Source organism: Spirochaetota bacterium (genome assembly GCA_040756435.1).
In the GTDB taxonomy this organism is placed as follows: domain Bacteria; phylum Spirochaetota; class UBA4802; order UBA4802; family UB4802; genus UBA4802.
In genome coordinates, this window is record JBFLZD010000012.1 from 43717 (window position 1) to 68670 (window position 24954).

General features: G+C 37.8%; 22 protein-coding genes. 10 read left to right on the forward strand and 12 right to left on the reverse strand.

Annotated features, from left to right (window positions below; translation table 11 throughout):
• Positions 1–31: 31 nt before the first annotated feature.
• A complete protein-coding gene (locus AB1444_05290; GenBank protein ID MEW6526066.1) occupies positions 32–2092 on the reverse strand; it encodes a hypothetical protein in 2061 nt (686 codons plus the stop codon).
• 45 nt (positions 2093–2137) lie between these two features.
• A complete protein-coding gene (locus AB1444_05295; protein MEW6526067.1) occupies positions 2138–2854 on the reverse strand; it encodes a hypothetical protein in 717 nt (238 codons plus the stop codon).
• Positions 2855–3537: 683 nt separating this feature from the next.
• Here AB1444_05295 and AB1444_05300 point away from each other — a divergent pair.
• Complete coding sequence (locus AB1444_05300) at positions 3538–4527, forward strand: hypothetical protein (GenBank protein ID MEW6526068.1); 990 nt, start codon at positions 3538–3540, stop codon at positions 4525–4527.
• 230 nt (positions 4528–4757) lie between these two features.
• Here AB1444_05300 and AB1444_05305 read toward each other — a convergent pair whose 3' ends face one another.
• The gene (locus tag AB1444_05305) at positions 4758–6152 is read right to left on the reverse strand and encodes a CoA-binding protein (GenBank protein MEW6526069.1); all 1395 of its coding nucleotides are present in this window, start codon (positions 6150–6152) and stop codon (positions 4758–4760) included.
• A 15-nt stretch (positions 6153–6167) separates the two neighbouring features.
• Positions 6168–6869 (reverse strand): tetratricopeptide repeat protein, encoded by a 702-nt coding sequence (locus tag AB1444_05310; GenBank protein ID MEW6526070.1) that lies wholly within the window; start codon positions 6867–6869, stop codon positions 6168–6170.
• A 760-nt stretch (positions 6870–7629) separates the two neighbouring features.
• Between AB1444_05310 and AB1444_05315 the strand changes: the two genes are divergently transcribed.
• The 8 genes from AB1444_05315 to AB1444_05350 all read left to right on the forward strand — a co-directional run bounded on the left by AB1444_05315 (position 7630) and on the right by AB1444_05350 (position 15935).
• Positions 7630–7794, forward strand: coding sequence for a hypothetical protein (locus tag AB1444_05315; protein ID MEW6526071.1), 165 nt, complete (start codon positions 7630–7632; stop codon positions 7792–7794).
• 201 nt (positions 7795–7995) lie between these two features.
• Complete coding sequence (locus AB1444_05320; protein ID MEW6526072.1) at positions 7996–8199, forward strand: DpnII family type II restriction endonuclease; 204 nt, start codon at positions 7996–7998, stop codon at positions 8197–8199.
• 210 nt (positions 8200–8409) lie between these two features.
• Positions 8410–10308 carry a GNAT family N-acetyltransferase gene (locus AB1444_05325; GenBank protein ID MEW6526073.1) on the forward strand — a complete coding sequence of 633 codons (1899 nt, stop codon included), beginning with the start codon at positions 8410–8412 and terminating at the stop codon, positions 10306–10308.
• Positions 10305–12422 carry an acetate--CoA ligase family protein gene (locus tag AB1444_05330; GenBank protein MEW6526074.1) on the forward strand — a complete coding sequence of 706 codons (2118 nt, stop codon included), beginning with the start codon at positions 10305–10307 and terminating at the stop codon, positions 12420–12422. The genes AB1444_05325 and AB1444_05330 overlap by 4 nt, the downstream gene beginning before the upstream one ends.
• A gap of 13 nt (positions 12423–12435) precedes the next feature.
• Positions 12436–13467 (forward strand): AAA family ATPase, encoded by a 1032-nt coding sequence (locus AB1444_05335; protein MEW6526075.1) that lies wholly within the window; start codon positions 12436–12438, stop codon positions 13465–13467.
• Between the two features lie 276 nt (positions 13468–13743).
• On the forward strand, positions 13744–14112 hold the full coding sequence (locus AB1444_05340; GenBank protein MEW6526076.1) for a hypothetical protein: 369 nt from the start codon (positions 13744–13746) through the stop codon (positions 14110–14112).
• Positions 14113–14145: 33 nt separating this feature from the next.
• Positions 14146–14868, forward strand: a complete 723-nt coding sequence (locus AB1444_05345; GenBank protein ID MEW6526077.1) for an enoyl-CoA hydratase/isomerase family protein — start codon at positions 14146–14148, stop codon at positions 14866–14868.
• Between the two features lie 149 nt (positions 14869–15017).
• Complete coding sequence (locus tag AB1444_05350) at positions 15018–15935, forward strand: alpha/beta hydrolase (protein ID MEW6526078.1); 918 nt, start codon at positions 15018–15020, stop codon at positions 15933–15935.
• A gap of 11 nt (positions 15936–15946) precedes the next feature.
• Here the strand turns inward: AB1444_05350 and AB1444_05355 are convergent, their stop codons facing one another.
• From AB1444_05355 to AB1444_05375, 5 genes are all read right to left on the reverse strand, one after another.
• The gene (locus tag AB1444_05355) at positions 15947–18412 is read right to left on the reverse strand and encodes a methyl-accepting chemotaxis protein (protein ID MEW6526079.1); all 2466 of its coding nucleotides are present in this window, start codon (positions 18410–18412) and stop codon (positions 15947–15949) included.
• Between the two features lie 68 nt (positions 18413–18480).
• Positions 18481–19911, reverse strand: coding sequence for an SH3 domain-containing protein (locus AB1444_05360; protein ID MEW6526080.1), 1431 nt, complete (start codon positions 19909–19911; stop codon positions 18481–18483).
• Positions 19912–19918: 7 nt separating this feature from the next.
• Positions 19919–21130, reverse strand: coding sequence for a cofactor-independent phosphoglycerate mutase (locus AB1444_05365; GenBank protein MEW6526081.1), 1212 nt, complete (start codon positions 21128–21130; stop codon positions 19919–19921).
• Positions 21123–21881, reverse strand: a complete 759-nt coding sequence (locus tag AB1444_05370) for an SAM-dependent chlorinase/fluorinase (GenBank protein MEW6526082.1) — start codon at positions 21879–21881, stop codon at positions 21123–21125. The genes AB1444_05365 and AB1444_05370 overlap by 8 nt, the downstream gene beginning before the upstream one ends.
• Positions 21882–22211: 330 nt before the next feature.
• Positions 22212–22664, reverse strand: a complete 453-nt coding sequence (locus tag AB1444_05375) for a hypothetical protein (protein MEW6526083.1) — start codon at positions 22662–22664, stop codon at positions 22212–22214.
• A gap of 497 nt (positions 22665–23161) precedes the next feature.
• Between AB1444_05375 and AB1444_05380 the strand changes: the two genes are divergently transcribed.
• The gene (locus tag AB1444_05380; protein MEW6526084.1) at positions 23162–23545 is read left to right on the forward strand and encodes a HEPN domain-containing protein; all 384 of its coding nucleotides are present in this window, start codon (positions 23162–23164) and stop codon (positions 23543–23545) included.
• Here the strand turns inward: AB1444_05380 and AB1444_05385 are convergent.
• From AB1444_05385 to AB1444_05395, 3 genes are read right to left on the reverse strand one after another with little or no spacing between them, the layout of a single operon-like run.
• Positions 23542–23952 (reverse strand): molybdenum cofactor biosynthesis protein MoaE, encoded by a 411-nt coding sequence (locus tag AB1444_05385; protein MEW6526085.1) that lies wholly within the window; start codon positions 23950–23952, stop codon positions 23542–23544. The genes AB1444_05380 and AB1444_05385 overlap by 4 nt on opposite strands.
• 7 nt (positions 23953–23959) lie before the next feature.
• Positions 23960–24205, reverse strand: coding sequence for a MoaD/ThiS family protein (locus AB1444_05390; GenBank protein MEW6526086.1), 246 nt, complete (start codon positions 24203–24205; stop codon positions 23960–23962).
• A gap of 7 nt (positions 24206–24212) precedes the next feature.
• Positions 24213–24503 (reverse strand): hypothetical protein, encoded by a 291-nt coding sequence (locus AB1444_05395; GenBank protein ID MEW6526087.1) that lies wholly within the window; start codon positions 24501–24503, stop codon positions 24213–24215.
• Positions 24504–24954 lie beyond the last annotated feature (451 nt).

Genomic DNA, 24954 nt, shown 5'->3' on the forward strand with positions numbered 1-24954 from the left:
CAATATATCACAGTATAATGAATTAAACAACTTAAAAAACTTTAAACTTTGCCTTTACATCAAGGCTTATTAAAAGCTGAGTATACCTATACGGTATCTGTGTATCAAGCGGGTTGTAGTAAAACCAGCGGTGCCGTATTGTTAATGACAGCCATGTATTAATCTTAATGCTTACGGCATTACGTATCTCAGTCCTGATTTGATAGGTACTATCGCCACCTTGAGGAACCGAAATAAAATTGTCTACGGTAAAGGTGTATGTAAAATAATCCCAGAATGGGAACTGCAATTGGAAAATTGACTCTGCACCATACAGCAAATCTTTTTCAGGATCCTGCGTCTGCTTTTCAAAACCAAAACCTAATCTTCCACTAAAATAGCTATACAAAAACGATGCACCAACCGTTTCACGAAACAAAATTGGGCGCAACCCGTCTTCTTTTTCTACCACCACAGTATCAACCTGAGATTTGTGATAGGGATTTATATAGGGGTTAAAGGTAAAAGTATAAAAAAGAGTCCCGCGCAGTAAATTTTGTAAATATAGCTCATCCTGCCGCATGTAATAGATATAGGGAGTTAGTGTCAATCGGTGGTATTGATTATACACTGTAATATCAGCACTATCCTCAATACCCCACTTTTTATATGTTTGTGATGGCATGCCAGGAGGAGTGGAAGCAGTATCATTGGTTGTAATAACGGAGTTATCATATATATTTGAAAGGTTAATATCAACCGTAAGCCTGAAACGGTTATCTAAGTATGAGAAATCATTTTTAGCAATATTTTTATTCCCCTGTATGTCATTTGTAATAATCGATGACAGTGGAGTCCACGTATTGATATATGAAACCTCACCCACCACAGCAGCTATTGTATCATAGGCTGACTGCGTTGAAACAACACGATACATCCTGTTAGGATCTACCGCCACACCCTGAATTTTCCCTGCCGAAAGCCCGGAAAAAATGAGTGAAGGGGCAGTGCTTATTGCTTGTATCTGTTTACCGCTGAGTCTATAGGTAAAAATGGTGTAATCGTTTTGAATAAGCCGTTGCACATCAATGGAGGTAACTTTTCCGCTTAGCGTTGTTGCAAATATATCACTCACAGTGACAACAGCAACCTCAGCAGTATAGTAGTGGCGCAGCAAATGTGCGATAGTTACTGATGATACACTGGTTGCCGGGAAATTGTCAGCCAGTGTTACTGTTCCAATTTCAGCATAACGCTCCTTCCACAGATTAACCCGTTCAACCAGGTCAATGTAGGAACTATCGCTTACCTTTTTATCTACACTTGAAAAACTTATCTTTTCACATATAAGGTTATCTTTCAATCCCAGCCTGATAGTATAATGACCATTTGATTTTGAAAGTGTAATCACCGAGCGCCCGTCTTCCAGGTCAACACGTGGTGCATATACATCATAGTACAAACCTGCGGCATCACCTCCAGCTAATATAAGATTTATATCAGGATACTCTTTCAAAAGCAGCATGTTCTGATCTGCAGAAAGGCCTGATAGTACAATGATATATTTACACCCCATTCCTTTGAGTGCTGCAATAGTGCTGGTAAGATACTCACCATACCCTGCAAGCGAAATACTTAATGTGCTTTTCTCTGCAACATCGAATATACCTTTTGATGAAGTAATACCAACAAAGCCAATGGCAATATCATTTTTTTTGTGCACCCAGTATGGTTTAAAAATTGGTTTATTGTCTACCGTAATATTAAGAGATAGAAGCTGTGTAAAGCGGCTCCGCGATGCCAGTTCCAGGTTACGCAATCCAACAGCAATATCGTGTGAACCAAGTAGCACAGCATCACACTGTAAAAATTCAAAATAATCAAGCATGACAGCACCATAGCTGTACTTTGATAGCACCCCGGGCGAAAATGCATTGCCTAAATCAATATAGCAATCAACCTGTTTTGTTGCACGCTCTGCAATGATACCGCGGGCAACGGTTAACAGTGGATCAGTAGCATCATCCATATCCAGTGAAAAATTGCCCCGTAAATTGCTGGTTGCAATAATAGTGAGAGTATCATACGCAAACGCACCGGAAAAGAATGCCATAATAAAAATCAGACAGAATGTACAGTAGTAACCAAAACGCATTGTTTATTTGCTTTCTTCTTTTTTTTGCTCGTCTTTCTTTGTTTCACTTCCAGTATCCAGAGCCTTCTTTGGTTCTGCAACACTGGATTTTTTCATCTCATCCAGTTCTTTCTGGATTTTCTGAATGAGTACCTCGGCCTCAGCTAACCTGCTTTTAAGCTGTTCTTTTTCCGAAGTTAATGATGTCACCTGCTTCTGTAAATTATCAATAGTAGTTTGATATTCTATCTCCTTTTTTGCATTCTGATTTACTATATTTTCTTTTTCTTTAATAAAATCAACTTCCTGTTTGCGGATAACTTCATTTAACCGTGCTATTTCATCTGCCATCTTTTTTTCAAGTTCTTTGTTGCGCTGATCCAGTTCCTGCAGTTTAACATCACTTTGCTTTACAAACACATCATATTTTTGCTGTAGCGCAGTATACCGCTGATTCCACATAGCAATATCATTAGTGTACTTTGTTTGCAATGCATTTAAGTCTGACTGCAGCAGATTATTCCTTGATTGAAGATTTACATTTTCCTTTTTATATTTTGCATTTTCAGCTTTCAGAACATCATTTTCGCGCATAAAGAGGTTCAGGTTCTGTGAACATACCCTGTTTTCAGCTTTGAGTTGATCCACAAGCTTTGTATCCTGGGTATTGAGTGTTGCACATGAAGATGCAAAAACAACAATTGCAATGATAAATGTTGAAATGCTTGCAAAATTTCTCATTAATAGCCCCCACTTGCCTGATAAATATAAGGGAACGTCTAAAAACTGTTTTTTGGATATTCCCTTGAATATTAGGATAAAACCGCTTTCTTTATACAAATAAATTTTAGGAAGAAAGCAGTTTTTAGATGTGCCCATAGTCTGTATACTTTGCTGCTAAAGAGGGTGTCCCAAAAGACACCTCATTACAATTACTTTGCACGCGCGTCATTGCAAGGAACGAAGTGACGAAGAAATCCTGTCTTCTGAAGCATAGAGATTGCTTCACTTCGACATGCTCAGTGCAAGCACTTCGACATGCTCAGTGCAAGCACTTCGACATGCTCAGCACAGGCGCTACGTTCACAATGACATTGTACTCACGTCATTGAAAGCCCCACAGTTTGTTTTGAGACGGCCCCAATAGCAATACAATAATCATAAGCAACCTTTACTCAGATTCAACCTTTTTTTATCTTAATCCAGAAAATTATTCCAAATAAAAGCCGTATAAAGGCTCTGACCCCATAGTTAAAAAATTTTAAATAAAAACCGACTAATTGGTATTTTTTTATTGACAATTTTTAATTTTAGCATTAAATGTACCAAATTCCACCGCACTGAGTGAATAATCACTCAATTCGCAAATGATCCTATTTTCCTATCTCACGGTGAATAATATTTCAATATACTAGGGGGGTTCTATGAAATTTTTAACAAAGGTTTGTTTTATTGTGGTTATGCTCTTTGCCAGCACAACCATTTTTGCAGCATGGGTTTATGTGCCCATGAGCATTAATGCCCAAAAAGGCGATATTGTCCTTTCAACAAGTCCCGGATTTATTATGGACCTGCTTGCTATTCTGGGTTGTTACTGGAGCCATAGTGGCATGGCAGTTGATAATGGATATAATATTCGCCACAATACCATGTATGTTAGCCAGATCCCAATAGAGTACAATTACATCTGGTTTATCAAGACTACACCAAAACGTCTTGATCCCACAAGATTAAGCAATGGGCTTCCTGGCATTTTAACTGAAGATATTGATACCGCGTACAATACAACACTAAACTTCCATGCTGCAGGTGGAGCTATACTAAAACCCACTGCTGCCAATGAAGCATTGTACAGGCAATATCTAAATGCTGCTGCAGATGTCTTCAATTACCTCAAAGCGTACTACCGTGTACATGCATACGTCAATATGTATCAGCTTGACTATGCCAATTATTATATAACAGGCCGTGGTAATCATTGCTCAGGGACCTGCTGGTACGCTAACTACTTTGCCGGTAAAACAATGGCAGTGGCCACCATACCGTCTGCTCTTGTGACACAATGTGCCAATTCACTCTATACATCAGTTAAAAATATGGTCCGTGATGAGGCTGGCGGATTTGGTGCATTCATCATTGATATAGAAGGATTATTTGGTACAGGTGCAGATGAAAAGATAGCCAACCAGATTGTTAACACATTTGGTTTTGACAGGTCAACAGATACATCATCATACTGGAGAAATTACATTAATCAGGTAACAGCTACCGCAAATGCACCTGATCATCTCATTCTATCATCATACACCAATCCATCCGGTCACAATGTAGGTGTACAGACAACTTCAACTTCATATTATGGCCAGGTTGAGCCACTTGTAATAACTGATGGATATTATGTTGAAGTCCCTTAATGAGCAAAATCATCTTTAAATAAAAAGGGGGCCCAAAACAAACCGTGGTACTGGCAATAACGCAGGTGCAAAGTCATTGCGAGCGTAGCGCATATGCTGAGCTTGTCGAAGCAAAGCAATCTCAATACCACAGAAGACGAGATTGCTTCGTCACTAGAGTTCCTCGCAATGACAATAAGGCTAAAGTTATTATATATTATAAAGAGGTGTCTTTGGGGACACCCCTTTTTTTACATTTTTCCACGCTTGCTGAAATGAAACCGTAAAGCCTGCATGATTTGAATACACCTGCCAATTTCACCAAATACAGGAATACCACTACGTTCAGCATGTATCTTATAATTTTCAACTACGTCTTTTTCACCTACAAGCCATAAAACAACTGGCTTTTTATGGATACGCATCATTTGCCCAATATCATTGAAAAATGCAGGGTCATAGTAACGGCTTGCAAAACATTCAACGATTATTGCATCAACCGCTGTATCCTTCATCAACGCATCAACCGTTGCTTTATACACTGTATCAAGGCCATTCTGCTCAACAGCAGGCCACAGATCAAGCGGATGCGTTGCCCCCATCCATGAAGGATATAATTTCTGAACTGCCTGTAGGGTATCATCGGAAAGGTTTGCAAGCGGAATAGTATAATCAGCCATTAAATCAGTTGTGACAATGCCTGCACCACCAGAAAATGTCATCAGCGCAACACCTTTATCAGGGCGATAGTTCTTTATATACGAAAACGCTTTCACAATATCAATAAGCTCATATAGATCTATCACCTGCACAACGCCCGCCTGTTTAAATGCTCCAGCCTGCACCGCTGTATTGCCGGCTAAACTTGCCGTGTGGCTCATTGCAGCCTTTTTACCCTGTTCGCTTCGCCCTGATTTTAAAACAACTATCGGTTTTTGCGTGCTTTTCACAATCTGCAAAAACTTCTTCCCATCAACAATTGATTCTAAGTAGCAACCCACCACTCCCGTTTCACTATCGCCGCAAAAATAATCAAGAAGATCTATTTCATTGACATCACACTTGTTGCCAATAGAACACACTTTGCTTATGCCAATGTTGTCACGTTCCAGTACCGACATCAAAAAACCTGCCGACAGCATACCACTTTGCACAATAAGGGACACATCCCCCGGCTTCATTAATGTTTTCCATTTATCAGAGTACATGAATGAAAAGACATTGCGGGTATGACCATCTAAATACCCCATGCAGTTTGGACCCCACAAACGTATGCCAAGGCTTTTAGCAAGTGCCACCGCTTCTTTTTGCAATGCATCACCATGGTTGCCAACCTCAGCAAAACCAGCTGACTCAATTATTATTGCTCTGACCCCTTTTTTTGCTGCTTCTTTAATGGTATCCAGAATAAACCGCGCGGGGATGAAGTAAATTAAACATTCAAAGGTATCCGGAATGGATTGGATATCCGGATAACATTTTACACCCAGTAGCTCAGAGTATTTTGGATTGATAGGATATACTCTACCGGTATAACCACCCAGCACATTTCGCAGGATATGAAAACCACCGGTGCGTTGATTTTCACTAGCTCCTAATACTGCCACCCCATCAGGATGAAAAAAATTATCTAACTCATGCTTCATAACTTCCTCCGTTAACTATTGCTGCAGCCGCATGATATATTGTGTTGCTTTTTGATAATCACCCATCTTTTTATACAGTGAGGCTATTGCTTTTATATACATTTTGTTTTCTGGCTCTCGTTGTAAAGCTTTCCTGTACCATGCAAGAGCATTTTTGTAATCTTTCAGGTGGTAATAGCTTGCCCCAATAAAGTAATCACATTCACGCATTCCCCGTTCATAGGCCTGTTTTAAAACTATCAAAGCCTGCCTGTCATTACCCATATAGAAAAGTGCTTTTCCATAACACAACTGCATTACAGGAGTGTGTGCACCTTTCTTTGCAACAACCATGATAACTTCTTTATAGGATCTGTTAGCATCAAGAGTGGTAATTATTTTTTCTAAATGATGGGTGTCATTGGGGATGTCATCTAACGCAATAAGGATAAATGCACCTTTCACATTGTCTTGCGATAGTAGATATAATCCGGTATATTTTTTAATTTTTTTATTTGCCGGGTACAGCATGCTGCCATGTTCACAATATCGCTTTACCCTGGCATAATCTTTGTTGTTATACGCTTGTTCAATTTTTTTTACCAATGCTGCTTCATCTACTTTTTCAATTTTTTGATAATAAAATGCAAGATAGTACCTGTACACTTCAGGTGCATAGAAATAAGAAACTGCAATTGCTGCACAACCCACAAGAAATAAAAAAAATTTAAATTTCATAGTTTAATTACCAATCATTAACCTGACGAATTCTTTGAAATACAGGTAATTCGTCAAGAAAAAAAGAATAATATACTTATATCATTTTGCAAGTTCAAGTTTGAAGTGCAACATTGAGCCATCCCCGTAAAACTCATACCAAGATTTCCATCCTTTAGACTCCCGTGGATGGTTGTTTTTTCATACGTACTTTTTCAAGCTTCTTTATCCTCTCTGAAGCAATTTTTTAGGATTGTCTTTATCCCACTATGCACTTTCTTTTGTCCAGACGGCAACAAAAGAAAGTGCCAAAGAAAAATGCCTTTTGCTTTCTGTATGTATCATATCTTTGCCAGCGTGCTGCGGACGCCCTCCTGGCTATGTCCTCGCACCCAACATATGACGCCGTACCTCCTGTACGGCTGACATTGCCATACCATTGCTTATGAAAATTTTTAAGATTTCCTTGTCCATTATACTCACTACCCACTGGTATTCCACTGTATCTTTGAAGTAAGTGTTGAGGAATGCCCCCTTAACGTTTGCGATATTTCCCATGAAGATGTTCCTTTATGATATACCATTTTTTGATGACAATTCTTTCTCCCAAGTCTATATGCCTCAAAGATACATCATTTAATTTTTTGTTGTGAGAACATCCACTGTAAAGGAAGTATTATGTATGATGCTACATTTTTTTTATTTTGTGTTGCACTTCATTGTTGAATTTGCCTTAGAATATAATGTTTGTCTAAATAATTTGATAGGGGGTTATATCTAAATGAAAACATATATATTTTATACATCTGAAGGTTTTACCCAGGACAGTAACTTTGAACAGACCGAAAATTGCCAGATTTTAGATTGGCAAAAAGGGAATAATGAAAAAGAAGCATTTGAAAATTTTAAAAAAGAAAATCCAGATATACCATTTAAAAGTATTTGATGCCAGGAATTAGCAAATGAGAGAGTTTATTATTTTGAAATTTGAGCAAGCAATGTGTTTTTTTTACTTCATGAAGAGGATACCCTATATTATCTATGTGATTACCTTAACTGATGTAAATAGCTAACATTTAGGAAATGATTATAAATAAAAGATTAAAAAATCCGTTTTTTTGAGTGAATTCAAAAATTTGATAAATAAATTACTAAACTAAAAGCTACTGCTGGTGAATACAGAAAGATGGCAGAATACTGGAAAAAACAAGGTTTTACATTTATCTGGATAACTGATGGAAAAGGATGGAAAACAGCAATGAAGCCATTGAAAGAATATTATGATGATGGTAATTATTTACTTAACATTACTATGTTGGCAAATGGATACTTAAAGGATATAATTGAATAATAAAAACCAATATTTACTAAATATAACAAACAATTTCTCTCTTGACTTATTAAAAAATAATAGATACCATTTATATATAAATATCAAAAATTGATTATCAAAGTTTTATCATTTGGTTTGCTATAAAAATTTGAATTGACAGAATTAGTAGCTAAAATATTTTATATACAATCTGCTAATATTTATACATAGCAGATTGAAAGGGGGGTTATGGAGCAGAATACTGCAAAACTGGAAGATTTTAAAAGGATTTATCCAGAAAAGTTTCTTCCAGAAGAAAAGATTTTTAGCCACATCAACAGGGGCGATAGAATCTTCATTGGTACTGCCTGTAGCGAACCCCAGTATTTAGTCAATGCACTTGTTGAATATGTAAAATCATACCCCAAGGCATTCTTTGATACTGAAGTCATCCATGTGTGGACGTTAGGCGTTGCACCATACGCTGATGAAAAATTTAAGCAAAACTTCCGCCACAATTCATTTTTTATTGGCAACAATACCCGTGAAGCCATCAATCAGGGCATAGCCGATTACACGCCTATTTTTTTATCCCATGTACCAACATTGCTGCGCAAGGGAATTATTGAAATTGATGTTGCACTAGTTCAAACATCATTACCTGATGAACATGGTTTCCTTAGTTTAGGCGTTAGTGTTGATATTGTAAAAACCGCAGTGGAAAGTGCACGGCTTGTGGTGGTACAGGTGAATAAACACATGCCTCGCGTGCATGGTGATGCATTTATTCATATTAAGGATGTTGATTTTATAGTACCCCATGATGAACCCATTCTTGAGTTTACCACTAAAGCCTCAGATGAAATATCAAACCGCATTGGCAAATATGTATCACTTATAATTCAGGATGGTGACACCATACAGGTTGGCTATGGCAGGATGCCCAATGCAATTCTCAAACATCTTATCACAAAAAAAAATTTGGGAGTGCATACGGAACTGCTTACCGATGGCATTGTGGAGCTCATGAAAGCCGGTGTTATCACCAATTCTGAAAAAACTGTGGATAGAGGCAAAACTATTGCCTCTTTTTGCATGGGCACACAATCTACCTATGAATATATACACGACAACCCATCAATTGAATTTAAAACTATCGACTATACTAACAATCCGCTCATCATTGCGCAGCAACGCAGGATGACTGCAATAAATGCTGCACTGCAAATAGATCTAACAGGTCAGGCCACTGCCGAGTCGCTGGGCAAAATGTTCTTCAGCGGCATAGGTGGTCAGGCCGATTTCATGCGAGGTGCTGTACTTGCCCCTGGTGGCAAAACTATCCTTACCCTTCGTTCAACCACAGAAAATGAACAGGAATCACGTATTGTGCCGTTTATACCAGAAGGTGCCGGCATAACGCTTAACCGCGGTGATGTCCATTATGTGGTAACCGAGTACGGGATAGCCTATATCCATGGCAAAAACATCAGGGAACGGGCTATGGATTTAATAGCGATAGCTCATCCTAAGTTCAGACCATGGCTTATAGAAGAAGCCAAGAAAAACGGTCTCATTTACCGCGATCAGGCTTTTATACCGGGTAAAAAAGGCGAGTACCCTGAACACCTTGAAACATACCGTACCACAAAGACAGGCATCAAGCTAAAGCTGCGTCCTGTCAAGATCAGCGATGAAGAACTCTTAAAGGACTTTTTCTATTCACTATCCGACCAGAGCCTCTACAGGCGCTTTATATCAACACGTAAAGACATGCCCCATGAGCGGCTTCAGGAAATGGTGGTAATTGATTACACCAAGGAAATGGTAATTTTAGCTGTGATTGAACAAAACGAAAAAGAAGTTGTGGTCGGCGTTGGTCAGTACGGTATTCAGGAATATCAGCATTGGGCAGAAGTGGCATTTGCTGTGCGTGATGATTATCAATATAAAGGCATTGGTCAGGTATTGTTATCATATCTGACTCAAATAGCAAAGAGAAATGGTTTACTGGGATTCACGGCAGAAGTGCTTGTGGAAAACAAGCCCATGCTGCATCTATTTGAAAAAATGGGGTTCAATATAGAAAAGAGGAGTAGCGCAGGAGTATATGAATTGAAGATGGAATTTAGGGGAGATGAACAATGAAAGCAAAAAAGGATAGTATTGTATCTTTATTCCAGCCCAAAAGTGTTGCAATAGTTGGCGCTTCATCACAACCAGGCAAAATTGGGTTCAGCATCACCCGCAATATCATTCAGGGTGGTTTTAAGGGGAAAATTTATCCAATAAACCCAAAAGGTGGTGCAATTTTAGGCGTTGATTGCTACCCAAGCATTTCAGACGTTAAGGATGAAATTGACGTAGCAACAATCTGTGTTCCTGCAAAATTAGCATTTGATGCAGTTAAGGAATGCGCTGATAAAGGCGTCAAACATGTTCAGATTATTACCTCAGGCTTCTCTGAAGTTGGAGAGGTTGAACTGGAACACAAAATTGTGGAATATGCTAATTCCAAGGGAACACGCGTACTTGGCCCAAACATCTTTGGCGTATACTCTGCATCAGGTAATTATAATTCAACATTCTCTGCCACAGATATTTTACGAGGGAATGTTGCTATCCTTACCCAGAGTGGTGCATTGGGAATAGCAATGATAGGAAAAACTGCAGTTGAGAATATGGGATTATCCGCTATCGTATCATTGGGCAACAAAGCAGATATTGACGAAGCAGACTGTTTAGATTTCGTCATGCGCGATCAGGAAACAAAAGTTATTTTAATGTACATTGAAGGCGTAAAAGATGGCGAACGTTTTATTGAAGCTGTTCGCGAAGCAACAAAGTTAAAACCAATTGTAGTATTAAAATCAGGCCGTTCAAAACGTGGCGCAATGGCTGCTGCAAGCCATACCGGTTCACTGGCCGGTTCTGATGAAATCTTTGATGCTATTGCACGGCAGACTGGCCTGCTGCGTGCAGAAAGCTTACAGGAAGCATTTAACTGGTGTAAATTTTTAGCATATTCACCACGCCCCAAAGGCAAAAATACTGTTATCGTTACCAACGGTGGCGGTATTGGTGTTATGGCAACCGACGCATGTGAAAAATATGGTGTGGAGCTTTATGACGACCAGCTTGTATTAAAAGAAGTATTTGGTCCGGCAACACCTGACTTTGGTTCAACCAAAAACCCGGTGGACATTACCGGTGGAGCAAAAGCTGCCGATTATGACCTGGCACTAACCGCACCAACACGTTCTGAAGACATGCACGCAACACTGGCATTGTACTGCGAAACAGCTACATTTGATGCCGAAAACTTAGCGCCAATGATCAGAGATACCTATGGCAAGCATTTAGCCAGCGGTAAGCCTGTTGCGTATGCGATAGTTGGTGGCAAAGTAGTTGAAGATGCAGTAGTACAACTGCGTAAAATGAATGTGCCAGTTTTCCCTGAAGTATACGAAGCAGTTTCCTGTATGGGTGCTTTGTATAAATATACCAACATGTTAGCCGAACGTGATGACAGTGTAGAAGATGCACAGATGGACATAGCTACAATTAACAAGATTATCGATGGCGCACTTGCTGACGGAAGAACATTCCTTCTTGCTAATGAAGGCCAGGCTGTCATGAAAGCCTCCGGCGTCATGATACCAGGTGCAGGTATTGGCAAATCAATAGACGAGTGTGTACGATTGGCCGAACAGATAGGTTACCCGGTTGTTATGAAGGTTGTTTCCCGTGACATCTTACACAAATCTGATGCTGGCGGTGTAGCATTAGATATATTGAATAAACAAGAAGTAATGGATGCCTATGAAGCTATTATGAAGAACTGTCGCGCATACAAGGAAGATGCAGTCATAGATGGCATTGAAGTATGCGAAATGGTTCAGAAAGGTGTTGAGCTCATCATAGGAGCCCGCAGAGACCCACAATTAGGACCCATTGTCATGTGTGGTCTGGGTGGTATTTATGTTGAGGTCATGAAGGACGTTGCATTCAGGGCAGCATCAATCAATAAGAAAGAAGCCCGCTCAATGCTTTCTGAAATACGCTCATATCCATTACTGTTAGGCGTTCGCGGTGAAGAGCAGAAGGATATTGATATTGTTGTTGACACAATTATCAAAGTTGCAACAATCATAAGGAAGATACCGCGAATCACAGATATCGAGATTAATCCTGTCGTTGTCTATGAGCAGGGCAAAGGCCTTAAAGCTGTAGACGTCAGGATAATAATTTCTAAATCGTAAGCGAGGTGTAATTATGAATAAAATAGTATTTGCGTGTACACGAAGAAGCGCCGGGAAAACAACTATTTTCACTGGTTTGGCAAAAGCAATGGGGAAGGAAGTGGCATATATGAAGCCCTTTGGCGATAGATTGATATACCGTAAAAAACGCTTGTGGGATTATGATGCTGCACTTTTAACAAATCTTTTTGGCTTAGAAGAAAATCCTGAAGATATGACCATTGGTTTTGAACATGCCAAGCTGCGCTATGTGTATGATGAAGCCAGGATAAAAGAAAAGCTTCAGGAAGTGGCAAAATCAATTGCCAAAAACCGTGAAGTCCTCTTCATTGAAGGGGGCAAAGACTTAGCCTATGGCGTTTCAGTATATCTTGACCCAATCACCGTTGCAAAATCACTTGATGCCAAGCTGGTTCTCGTCGTAGGCGGCAATGATGACGTCATCATTGATGACATTACACTTTTCAAGAAGTATGTAGATACAAGCGATATTAACTTCCTGGGTGTTATCATCAACAAGATTCACAACCTGGATGATTTCAAGAGTACCTATGCTGATAAAATTGAAAAAATGGGTGTTCCTATTTTAGGAATGATTCCCTATGCAGCTGACCTTACCTACTTCTCTATGGACTATCTGTCAGAAGCATTGTTTGCCAAAGTAATAGCTGGTGAAGCTGGCTTAAATAAGGTTGTGAAGAATGTATTTTTAGGCGCAATGTCGGTTAATGAAGCGCTACGAAATCCTCTTTTCAATAAAGAAGGTAAGCTTTTAATAACAAGTGGCGATAGAAGTGACATCATTATTTCTGCGCTTGAAACAAATACTGTTGGTATCATTTTAACCAACAATATTCTGCCGCCTTCAAACATCATTTCAAAAGCAGCTGAAAAGAACATCCCGCTGCTTTTAGTTTCAAGTAATGCATATCAGGTAGCAGGCCAGATTGATAAAATGGAAGCGTTATTGACCAAAGACAATAAAGAAAAGATTGCACTGGCAGAAAAACTGGTAAAAGAAAATGTAAAGGTATCTGCTCTATAGACGCAATTGACATTGGCAAAAAAAGGGGCTTTTATAGCCCCTTTTTTTTATGCATTTATTTTAATTTTAGATTATACTGTGCCAACAAAACGGCAGCAATGGAGATATTGATTATAAACATCATTTTTTTCAATGCATTATGATAGATAGTGCATCACAGTAAATGCTTACGTTCACATCAAATAATTATTTGGTGGTATAAACTTCCTTGACAGGGCATAACGTTGTTATGCTATAGTACTTTCAGTTTATCATAACTATACCAATGTGTCATGTATGGCAACACCCTATATGTTACAAAATATGTACGATAGTTCTGTTTATTTGTGCCAGGAACGTATCTGGCATCAAATAATTGATACAGCATTTCAGCGTGGATTTCAGCCTGTGGGCACACGGCTTGATTATTATTACGAGTTAGATCTGGTATGGGATGCTGAGACTACATTTATGGAAAAGATATTCATGTCTATAATGACACATGCACGCTGTCTAAACTGGAATAAATATAATTTCAAAGACAGGGAAAACCAGATAGTATGCGATGAAGACTGCAGTGAATTATTATATGTTTTACAGGATATATTGCCTCAGGATTTAAAAGATTTTTTTTCCAAAGGCTCGTTTAGAATTTGCAGTGAATAATAAATAATTTTATTACTAAAGGGGGTTATTTGTATGGCCATTGTAGAATGGAAAAAGGATGAAAACATAGCAATTATCACCATGAACACTACTGAAAACCGCCACAACGTTATGTTTGCACAGGCCATGTTGCAGGCTCTGGATGAAATTGAAGCTGATAAGGAAATTAATGGTATTGTGCTTACATCAAGTGATGCAAAAAATTTCAGTTTAGGTGTTGATATTGAATGGCTGATGCCACGCATGGCCGAAAAAGATTTCAAGGCAATCAAAGACTTTATGTACGGCATGAATAACGTGTTTAAGCGCTTGCTGCTTATACCCATGCCAGTTGTTGCAGCCATAAACGGGCATGCATTTGGCAATGGTGCAATCCTTTCCTGTGCATGTGATTTCAGGTTTATGCGCTCCGATAGAGGATTTTTCTGCTTTCCTGAAGTTGATTTAGGAATCCCATTTTTGCCAGGCATGATTGCTTTTGTCAAAAAAGCTATTCCCTATTATAAATTTAATGAGATGAAACTCACCGGCAGGCGTGTGGGCGCACCAGAGCTTGCTGAACATCATGTGATTGAAAAAGCCTGTGCCAATGTTGAAGAACTCATGAAGGAATCAATTGCGTTTGCAAAAACATTCAAGAAAAAACGTGGAATTTTTGGGGAGCATAAAAAAAGGCTTCACAAACATATCATTGAAGTTATTGATAAGGAAGATCCTGAGTTTATTGAATCATTGTTCTTATTTATTCAAGATTAAAATATCAAAATGAAAATCAATACTATAAACCCTCGCTTACCATGGTGAGGGTTTTTTGGTATACAAAAATTTCATTGACATATTAATGTCCATTCATTAATTTTTTACAGTAACTATCGCACACAAAAAAAATATGAGGAGGTTTTTTAATGTCATTGGATCCTTCTGTAAAAAAAGTCCTGGAATTGCTAAAAAATATTGAATTAAGCAGTTTGACCGTTGAACAGGCTCGTGCATTGATGGACATGGGCATTGAAAGACAGATAAAAGAAGATGTAAAATCAACCAGAGATTTTGAAATAACATACAATGGTATATCTCTTCCCTGCCGTCTCTATGAGCCATTTACCACTACTGATGCACTTATTATATATTATCACGGTGGGGGTTTCATGTTTGGCAACATTGAGCTTTTTGACCATGTATGCAGGAAAGCAGCCAATTCTTCAGGTTGTAAGGTCATATCGGTTGAATACAGATTAGCTCCAGAACATAAATTCCCGGCGGCTGTTGATGATGCATATCATTCATTCAGATGGATTAAAGAGCATGCTCATAACTATGCTGTGAATCCTTTAAAAATTGCAGTTGCTGGTGACAGTGCCGGTGCTAACCTTACCACTGTAACCTGTTTGCGATGTAAAGATACCAGTATGGATTTACCCAAACTCCAGGTGCTCTTTTATCCGGTTGTTGCACCAGATGTGTGTTCAGAATCAGTACGACAATTTGGAGATGGATTTTTTTTAACCAGAGCTTCAATGAAATGGTTTACACAGCTTTATCTTTCTTCACCTGCCGATCTTATTAATCCCTACATGTTTCCAATCTTTCACCAAAACCCTGGTGGACTGCCCGAAGCTATTATCATAATAGCTGAACATGACCCGCTGCGCGATCAAGGCGAAATGTATAACCTGTTTTTACGTGAAGCAGGTATACAGTCAACATGTATTCAGGCAAAGGGGATGATACATGGATTTTTGAATTTCAGCTACCTTATACCATCGGCTGTAACAATTGCAGATATGGTATGGTGTGTTGTTGGTAAAAAACTAAACATGTAAATGAAGAATATTTATACTTTGAAATATTCAAGCATTGCTTTTAGTTGCTGAGCCATAGAAGCCAAATTCTGGGCACTTGAATTCATCTCTTCTGCTGTACCTGCCACATTCTGTGTTAATGAATTAATGGTATTGATTGACCTCACAATCTCATCTATAGCGCTTTTCTGATCTTCAACGGAATCAAGTATCTGTCGTGAAAGTGACTCGGTGTTATCCCATACCTGTTTCGTCTCGTTGAATATTTCACTCTGTTCCCGGATTTTTTGTCCCATTGTACTTACTTCACGGCTTATGGATTCAATTCCTTTAATTATATTTGACATAGCAGTGACTGTATTTTCAGTAATAATGATTCCTTGTTGAATTTCTTTCTCATTAGTTTTTACAAGTATATCAATATCCTTAAGGCTCTGTGCAATCTGGTCAGCTAATTTGGTTATTTCATCAGCCACAACTGCAAAGCCACGTCCCGCCTCCCCGGCGCGTGCTGCTTCAATTGCAGCATTCAGCGCAAGCAGGTTAACCTGATCAGCTATACCACGTATAATCCCAGCAATATTTGAAATACCACGGGAGCTTTCAACTATCTTGTGCATACTTGTTTTCATCTGTTGTAGCGATAGTTGTCCCTGCTCTGCATCTTTGCTTATGGATTCAGTTTTTTGTGCTGATTCCTCCATTATCAGCAAAAATGAAAAAATGGATTGCGATAGTTCCTGTAAATGGCTGGAAAACTCACCCAAACTTTTTGATTCGTCTTTAGTATGTATTACAATTGAATCAAGGTTTGCCGATATTTCTTCAATCGTAGCAGTAATCTCTTCCGTTGATGCTGATTGATTGGATGCAACTTCTGATAGTGCACTTATACCAGCAGACATCTGTTCAGACGCTGTGGACAACTCATCAGATGAATTTTTTATCTGGCTAATTACCGAACCAATTTTAGAAGTCAACGTTTTAACTGACGTTGCAATTATGCCAATTTCATTGCCATAGATTACTTCAGGAGTAATTGATATATCGCCTTCTGATATCCTGTATATTGCATCACGAATAATTGTAAAAGGCTCAAATGCAAATGTTAATATCATAGCACTTGCAAGTATACCTAATACGATAACACCAAATGCCAGAAACCCAACAAATACTATGGTATTACGTATAGCAAGCCCAATATCATTTTCATAGACCGTTTGTGCAACAGCAAAGGATGGCTCATTATTCTCTAGCACATAAACAAATTTTCTTTCACCTTCCCAGATATATTTAACCACCTTCTTTTTCTGAAAAGCTTCACTACCCCAGGTATATTGTTTAAGATTTTCCCTGCCTATATAATCTGTTTTTGGATGTGCTAAAAACAGGCCATTCTTATCCATAATTAACATATACCCACGGTTACCAATTTTGTAATGTAAAAACTTTTTCTGAAACAAGGCATTCACGTCATAGCAAATACAATACCACAGGTTATTATTTTTAGCGGCACATACTGCAACTGACCTTTGTATGTCAGGAATATAAACAAAATCTCCAATAAAACTTTTCCTTTTTTTCATCCCTTGAGTCATCCCCAATGTATCTGATTGTAAGCCAGCAACTTTCCCGGTTAACGAACGCAGTGCTACTGCGTTTCCTTCATCTTTCATTATGAATATATCAATAATTTCATCTTTCCCCTTCATATACCCCAATGTATCAATACTTCCTTCACGAGCCGCAACTGAAACTAATTCTATACCTGTATAGAGATAATTTTTCACATCATTGGCAATAGCTGATGCGTTTATTTGCATTTGCTGTCCAAACTCATTAATACGTGCTTTAAATACAAACAATAAAGAAGATGAAGCAACAAGCAGAACAGCTAACAATACCATAGAACTTATTGAAACAGTAAGGGCATTCTTTAATGAACCCCAAAAACTTATATTTTTTTGTTGTGCAAAGCCCAGTAAATCTTTGATAAAATCATTATCAGCTATAAACTTGTTGATTAGTACCTGAGAAACAACTGTCATAGCAAAACTAACCGCTACCAGTATACACGCACCTACTACAAAACATACCAGTATGGTTTCAATATCTATTTTTACAATCCACATGCCGGCAATGACTATGATGATGCTACCAAGCCAGAAAAGTATACCAATAAATGAACGCATCACCGGCAAAGAAAAAAGTCTTTCTCTGATTAATATCTTACAATGCGTATCAACTTCACGGCCATCTTTCAATGCATCAGCCATCTGTACAAAAGGTTTAAACATGTATTTTTGCACAGGAGGAAATACCACCAGGGCAATCACTGCAACAATACCAATTATTATTAATATATTGTAGAGCTGTTGGAGGGGGATGTCAGTTGATAGGGTAATGGCAATAACCGCCAGGGGGATAATTATGCAGTATTCGACGAGAGTGGTATAAAGATAAAAACGTTTCATGAATGCACGGATAGCCCCTTCCATTGCAACCCTCCATTATTTTTATTTTGACCATCCTAATTACACCATCAGTATGAAGTTTTGTCAATGTATTATTTTATCCTTATATATTCTATTTCAGCTTTTGCTTTTCCGTTGCATACAAGAATATAAATACCGGAAAATTTCAAAAGATCATGTTTTTTTGCACTAATCTTACGCGCTACAAGCTCCCCATCAATAAATAATGAAAGCGTTTTGCCTTCACTGCGCAATTCATACTCATGCCATTGTGTAGTAGCATAGGGAATTTTGTATCCACACACATCAACCTCTTCAGGCAATAATGTTATTACAGCAGCAAGCCCTCCATAACCAACGACTCCAGCAAGAATGACATTCCCGCTTAGTAAGCGCCCTTTTACCCTGCACACCATATTCTGAAAGCTTCCGGTCTTTTTATAAAGTCCACCCTTTTCATCTGAATTGAGCTTAACAATATTTGTATCTTTAAGTTTGGTAAAACTTATAGCTTCCTCAAAGCCAGAGTACATATGTTGCCAGCCCTTGGGTGTATGCGAATCTATCCATTCGTTAAACCTTTCATCAATAGTAAAGATTTCATCATTCTGGGTTATAGCTCCTGTTACCGGCTCAATGCGCTCCAAAAACTTGCCAAACACCCAGCCGCGGCTGCCACTTAATGAAACCACCCTGTACCAGTAGTCGCGCACATCGCCAATCTGCACCGAATCCATTGAGCGCTCTAATTGAATAACAAATTCGCCTTTATTAAGGTTGCCAGTGATTTGTCCGTGAGTACCAGCTGAATCTCGCAGATTGACATTTTCACCTTTGCACCTGAACAACCGGTAATACTCTACACTGGAGTTATACTTATTACAAAAGTTCTGTATCATCTCAGTAAGCTTTTCAGCATGCCCTTTTAATTCAATCTTTGGATTTTCCAGCGCTTTTAATACTATATTGACAAGCGATGACAGGTAAGTGGTTTCAGGATAGCGTTTATAGAACTCCATAACTGGATTGATAGTACCCGGATGTTTACTCATAGTAAATTGCAACATATCAAAGTCTATTGATTCTATGTAGCGACTGCCGGGATACAATGACACAAATTCGTCATATACCTTACCACCCATGGATATATAACACTCTGGTTCAATAATAAGTATTAGATCCACCTGTGCTTGTTTATTTATTTCTTCTAACTTAATTTTGAGCTTAGATATTATTTTTTTGTTTTTTGTTTTTAGTATTTCAGCGCATTCATCGGCATAGTCTTCATTCATTTCATTAATAAATCCTAAAAGCGCTTTTAACCGGTAATAATATATGCGTTCACCATCTTCATAATTTGCAGTTTTTGCAAGTGTATTAAGCACATTTAATGCCTTTTTATAATTTCCGCTGTCAATATGCTCAATAGCATTGTCAATGGTTGCCGGTGTCATGGCTCTATATACAAGGACACCAGCAATGGCCACAACGATAACTATAGCAGCTATAAATTTCTTAGACATATATTCCTCACCATGGATACACATTGTTCACAATCATTGCTAAAAGTTCATGAGCTCGCTCAACAAATATACCTGTGTTCCCTGCATCTACCTCATTAAAGCCTTTACAATGAAAGCGATAGTTCATGCCAGGGGCATATATTACAAAAGGAACGGGATCGCTTGAATGTGTGCGCAGGCTAAGCGGTGTGGGATGATCAGGCATCACCAGCACAGCAAAGTCGCCGTAGCGATTGAGCATATTCACAACAGGACCCACCACCTTTGCATCAAAATCCTCTATTGCTTTAAGTTTGTGTTCTAAATTGCCTTCATGTCCGGATTCATCAGGTGCTTCGACATGCAAAAACACAAAATTTGCATTCTTCATTGCATCAATGCAGGCCTGTGCTTTACCACTATAGTTTGTATCAATATAGCCTGTTGCGCCTTCAACATGAATTGGGGTTAGCCCCGCTGCTCTCCCAATACCATGTATCAGGTCAACCGCTGCAATGGTATGCCCGTGTAATCCAAACCTCTTTGACAAAGGTTCCATCTTTGGCCTGAATCCACCTCCCCACAGCCAGATTCCTGTTGGATTGCCCTTAAACTTTTGTTTTCCGGCTTCAATTTCTTTACTATATGCTATCGCCCTCGCTGCCTTTTGCATGATAGCATTCAGCAGATCACTGTTTGCACCCTCAGGCAAATACTCATGAATTTTTTTCCCCTGTATATCATGGGGCGGTGTGGTAACCGGCAGATCACCATTAAAATTTCGCACCACCATAATATTGCGATAGGATACACCTGCATAAAATTCAACACCATCCATAGGTATTGCATCTTTTATAACATCAATGACAATCTTTGAAAACGCTGAATCAATGTGCCCTGCAGCAAAATCTATCATAATATCATGTTCGATAGTTACCATATTACACCGGAACGCAACATCAGAAGGTCCAAGTTCTATTCCCATATTCAACGCCTCAAGTGGTGCTCTGCCGGTATAACAAGTAGCAGGGTCATAGCCAAACACCGAAAGGTTTGCGACATCACTTCCCGGTGGCATCCCAAAAGGTATAGTGCGGGCAAGACCGCATATACCATTTTTTGCCAGATAATCCATGTGCTCGGTTTTAGCATATTGTAATGGCGTTTTACTATCTAACTCTTCAATTGGGTAATCAGCCATGCCGTCGCCAACCAGTATTGCAATTTTTCGTTCACTCATAGAGTAATTCCACCATATCTCCTGTTGTTACAGCTAAATGCTTGCTACAATCCTTTTGATTCATACAGATCTCAATAAAACCACTGCTTCCCGGTAATATGCCAAATGCACTGTTGGGTAGCTCGGCATACGTTTTACAGTGGTTTAAAGTATAGCGCCGATTGCCAGCAATTAATGTGTGCAATTGTAGTGAGTATCTGTTATTTGGCAATGACAAAATGCAATTACCAAATCTGTCAATGTGAACTATTTTTGTAAGGGCTCTATCTCTATTGATTTCATACCATGGGAATGTATGGTGTAAATAATCTGTGTACTCCTTACAATGTATAGCATCTATACCCTGCAAAGCTAATCGAGCAGCTAACACAGCAAAAATATCTCTGCCATGAAATGTTGAAGAAGCATGGACAAACTCCACAGTTTCTACTGCCCACACTTTTATGCTATCCTTATTAAAGCACCCTGCTATTCCATTATCTGGTATAAAAAAATAGTACCTTCCATCATGTACCAGTAAAATATTTCGTTGCGTTCCCACCCCCGGATCCACTACCACAACAAACACCGTACCTTCCGGGAAATAGCTGTATGATGTTGCCAGTATGAACTGAGCATGGTCTACTGAATAAGGAACAACTTCATGGCAAATATCAACTATCTGTCCATTATATCCCTGGGAGTGTATAACCCCCTTAACAACACCTACATATGGGTCGGTTATTCCAAAATCCGTAATAAGGGCTATCATGATCAACCTTTGTACTTTGTTACTATTTTTTAAATTATATCAAACTATTGTCAAATTGAAAAAATCTCAGTTTATTTAATCTTCAACATGGACTTAAAAATAGTGTCATTCTAATCTTATCTTTGTTAGGTAAAATAATTTATCACAATGGAATGAGGGGCAGATTCAAGAATAAAGTGCACCACAAAATAAAAAAATATAGCCTCATATAACACATCCTTTAGAGTGTATGAAAGTAAAAAAATTAAAGGAGGCAATGTGCAGATATACTTTTAGCAACGTAAAAGTATAGTTTATCTTATGTTATTAAATTACCTTTAGCCGTGATGGCTATTGGGTGGCCAGTTTCACCAATTCTGGTGGTGGTCCCCAGTAAAATTGACAACACGGTATGCCTTCTTCTAAGTAAAATGAAAATGTGTAGCCACTAAAGCGATAGTTATCGGTATTATCCTCACTGTCTAAGGCATCAAGATAATCATATAGATAATTCTCAACACAATACGCTATAATCTTAGCCAGTGACATCTTACATATTTTGCGCACATCCATCACAAACTCATACTCATTCTCATACAAATACAAATGTACCCGCTTCCACGTTTGGTACCGCTTTCTATACTGTAATCGTTTATAGCTTTTTACAGGGATCTTTTTATACGAAAACACATAGTTTATGAAATTTATAACAAATGTATGAAGCGATAGTTTACGGATAGTGGCATTTTCTTTTAGTAGCTCTAAGTGTTCATAGGCAATACAGGTGGTAGTTTCTATATTCATATATTTCCTCCAAAGTATATATATATATAATACAACAATACTACTACTGGAACAAATTTCAACTATAAATTGTATGTGGTAAAAAAATAATAAAACAAGTATTACGGGATTCCTTCAAGTAATTAGAATTGTAAATATAAGTGAATAAAAAGTGTATATAATTTTAAAAAAAAATGGGCTCATAAAGCACAGGTTTTTTTCTTTGGCACTTTCTAATTATATGATATTTTTTACCAAAGAAAAAAAGTTTTGCTCATTTAAGTGATGAGGGAATTGATAGTATAACTAAGATGATATATACACGTCCACGAAAGTCTAAAGAATAGAAATCTTCGTATGAGGTTTTACAGGAAAAACTAAATGTTGCACTTCAAACTTGAACTTGCATTATATAAACTAATTTTATGTAAAAAAGGCTTGCAAATAACCCATACTCGTAGTATAAGTTATAAATGAAATGGTAGATAATTATAATTATTCATTTTAACTTATCACGTATGGAAAACACATTAGAAAAAATTCAATTCAGGCTAAACCAGAGCAGGGAAAAAATCAAGTTAGCTACTATCTTCCTTGAAAAGAAGAAATATTGTGATTCGGTTTTAGCTTCTTACCGGGCAATTTTTTACGCTATCCGTGTGTTATTGGTTGATAAGGATATTGATTCAGACGATCCAGACAGGATTATTGAGATATTTGAAAAATATTTACAATCTACATTATTTGGAAATACAAATATTATTGAAATAGCAAAGCGATCAAAAGAGATCAAGGATAATGCTGTTAATTCAAATGGTCAGATCCAATATGAACAAGCTGAAGTGATTCTTAACAATGCAAAAACAATTTTACATGAAGTTGAACGGTATTATTCACATTAACCACTTTTCCATTGGGAACCATCATTGAAATATTCCTTTTTCCATATAGGAACACTTTTCTTTAATTCATCAATAATAAACTGAGATGCATTAAATGCTTCTTTACGATGCATGGCAGTAACAATAATTACTACACTTGCCTCCCCTATATCAACCCGGCCTAACCTGTGTACCACAATACAATCATTAATGGTAAATTGTTCTGAAGCCTTCTGCATGATTGTATTAAGTTCTTTTATTGCCATGGACTCATGTGCTTCATATTTTAAATATAGTACTTCTTTATCATTGTCTATATTTCGTGGTCTTCCAATAAAACATACCACTGCGCCATCGGAAGGATTAGTGCACTGTACAAGCAATGCATTTACATCAATTGGTTCATACTGTAATGTACACCGCATCATAAAGGAATCAGCCTCCTCCTACGGGAGGGATAAGGTCAACAACATCATTTTCATGTATTACCGCATCAGGGGAACAATACTCTTCATTTATTGCTACAAATATAGTTTTAGCTATACGCTTAAATTCCTGATTTGAATGCGCTAAAAGTCGTATCAGTTCAGACGCTGTTATATCATTTTCTACATCAAATTGTTTTTCTCTGAAACCTAACATTTCAGCTGCTTCTGCAAATGCCTGTACTGTAATTTTCATAATTTTTCTATTTCTTCTTGGTGTTTCGTTTTTTCATAAAAAGGTAATGTTTCACATAAGGGTGAAACATCTCAGGCACTGTTGCCAGTTCTAATTCATCTGAGTGATTAATAATCTGATTAACAAGATTTTTTGTTAAATCATCTTCAGCAGAATCTATTACCGTTCTGAAACGTTTTACCACTTCTTTGTCAACCGCATCAACTGCTAACTTGCTCATAACAGCACATAATTTTAAAAGATTTGTTTTTCTTTTGCCTTTTGATTGTGGCTTTTTTGAATCCTTCTTCAATGGCATGAGACAATGACCTCCCAAAAAATAATCAGCAATGTTAAAAGTATTCTATATTATGTAAAGATTAATTTCAAAAAAATATAAACAATAATAATCTTAAGAAAACTATGTATTACAATATATAAGGAAACTTCTAAAAACTATATTTTCGGATATTTTCTTGTGGGCACCATATAATTAGGATAAAACCGCTTTCTATTATATGAATAATTTCGTAAGAAAGCAATTTTTTCAAGGTGCCCATAAAAAGTATGGAAGAAATATGAAACATATATCTCAATTTTTATACAATAAAATTTTTTTAATCAGCAATAATTCCCTAAAAAATTTCATAATGAATATAGGGGCCGTCTCAAAACAAACTATGGGACGGCCTTTTTTTTTATTTTAAGTACTTGATACTGAAAAAAATTAAAAAATCCCATTTACTACTCATTTTCATGCAGGAATTTTC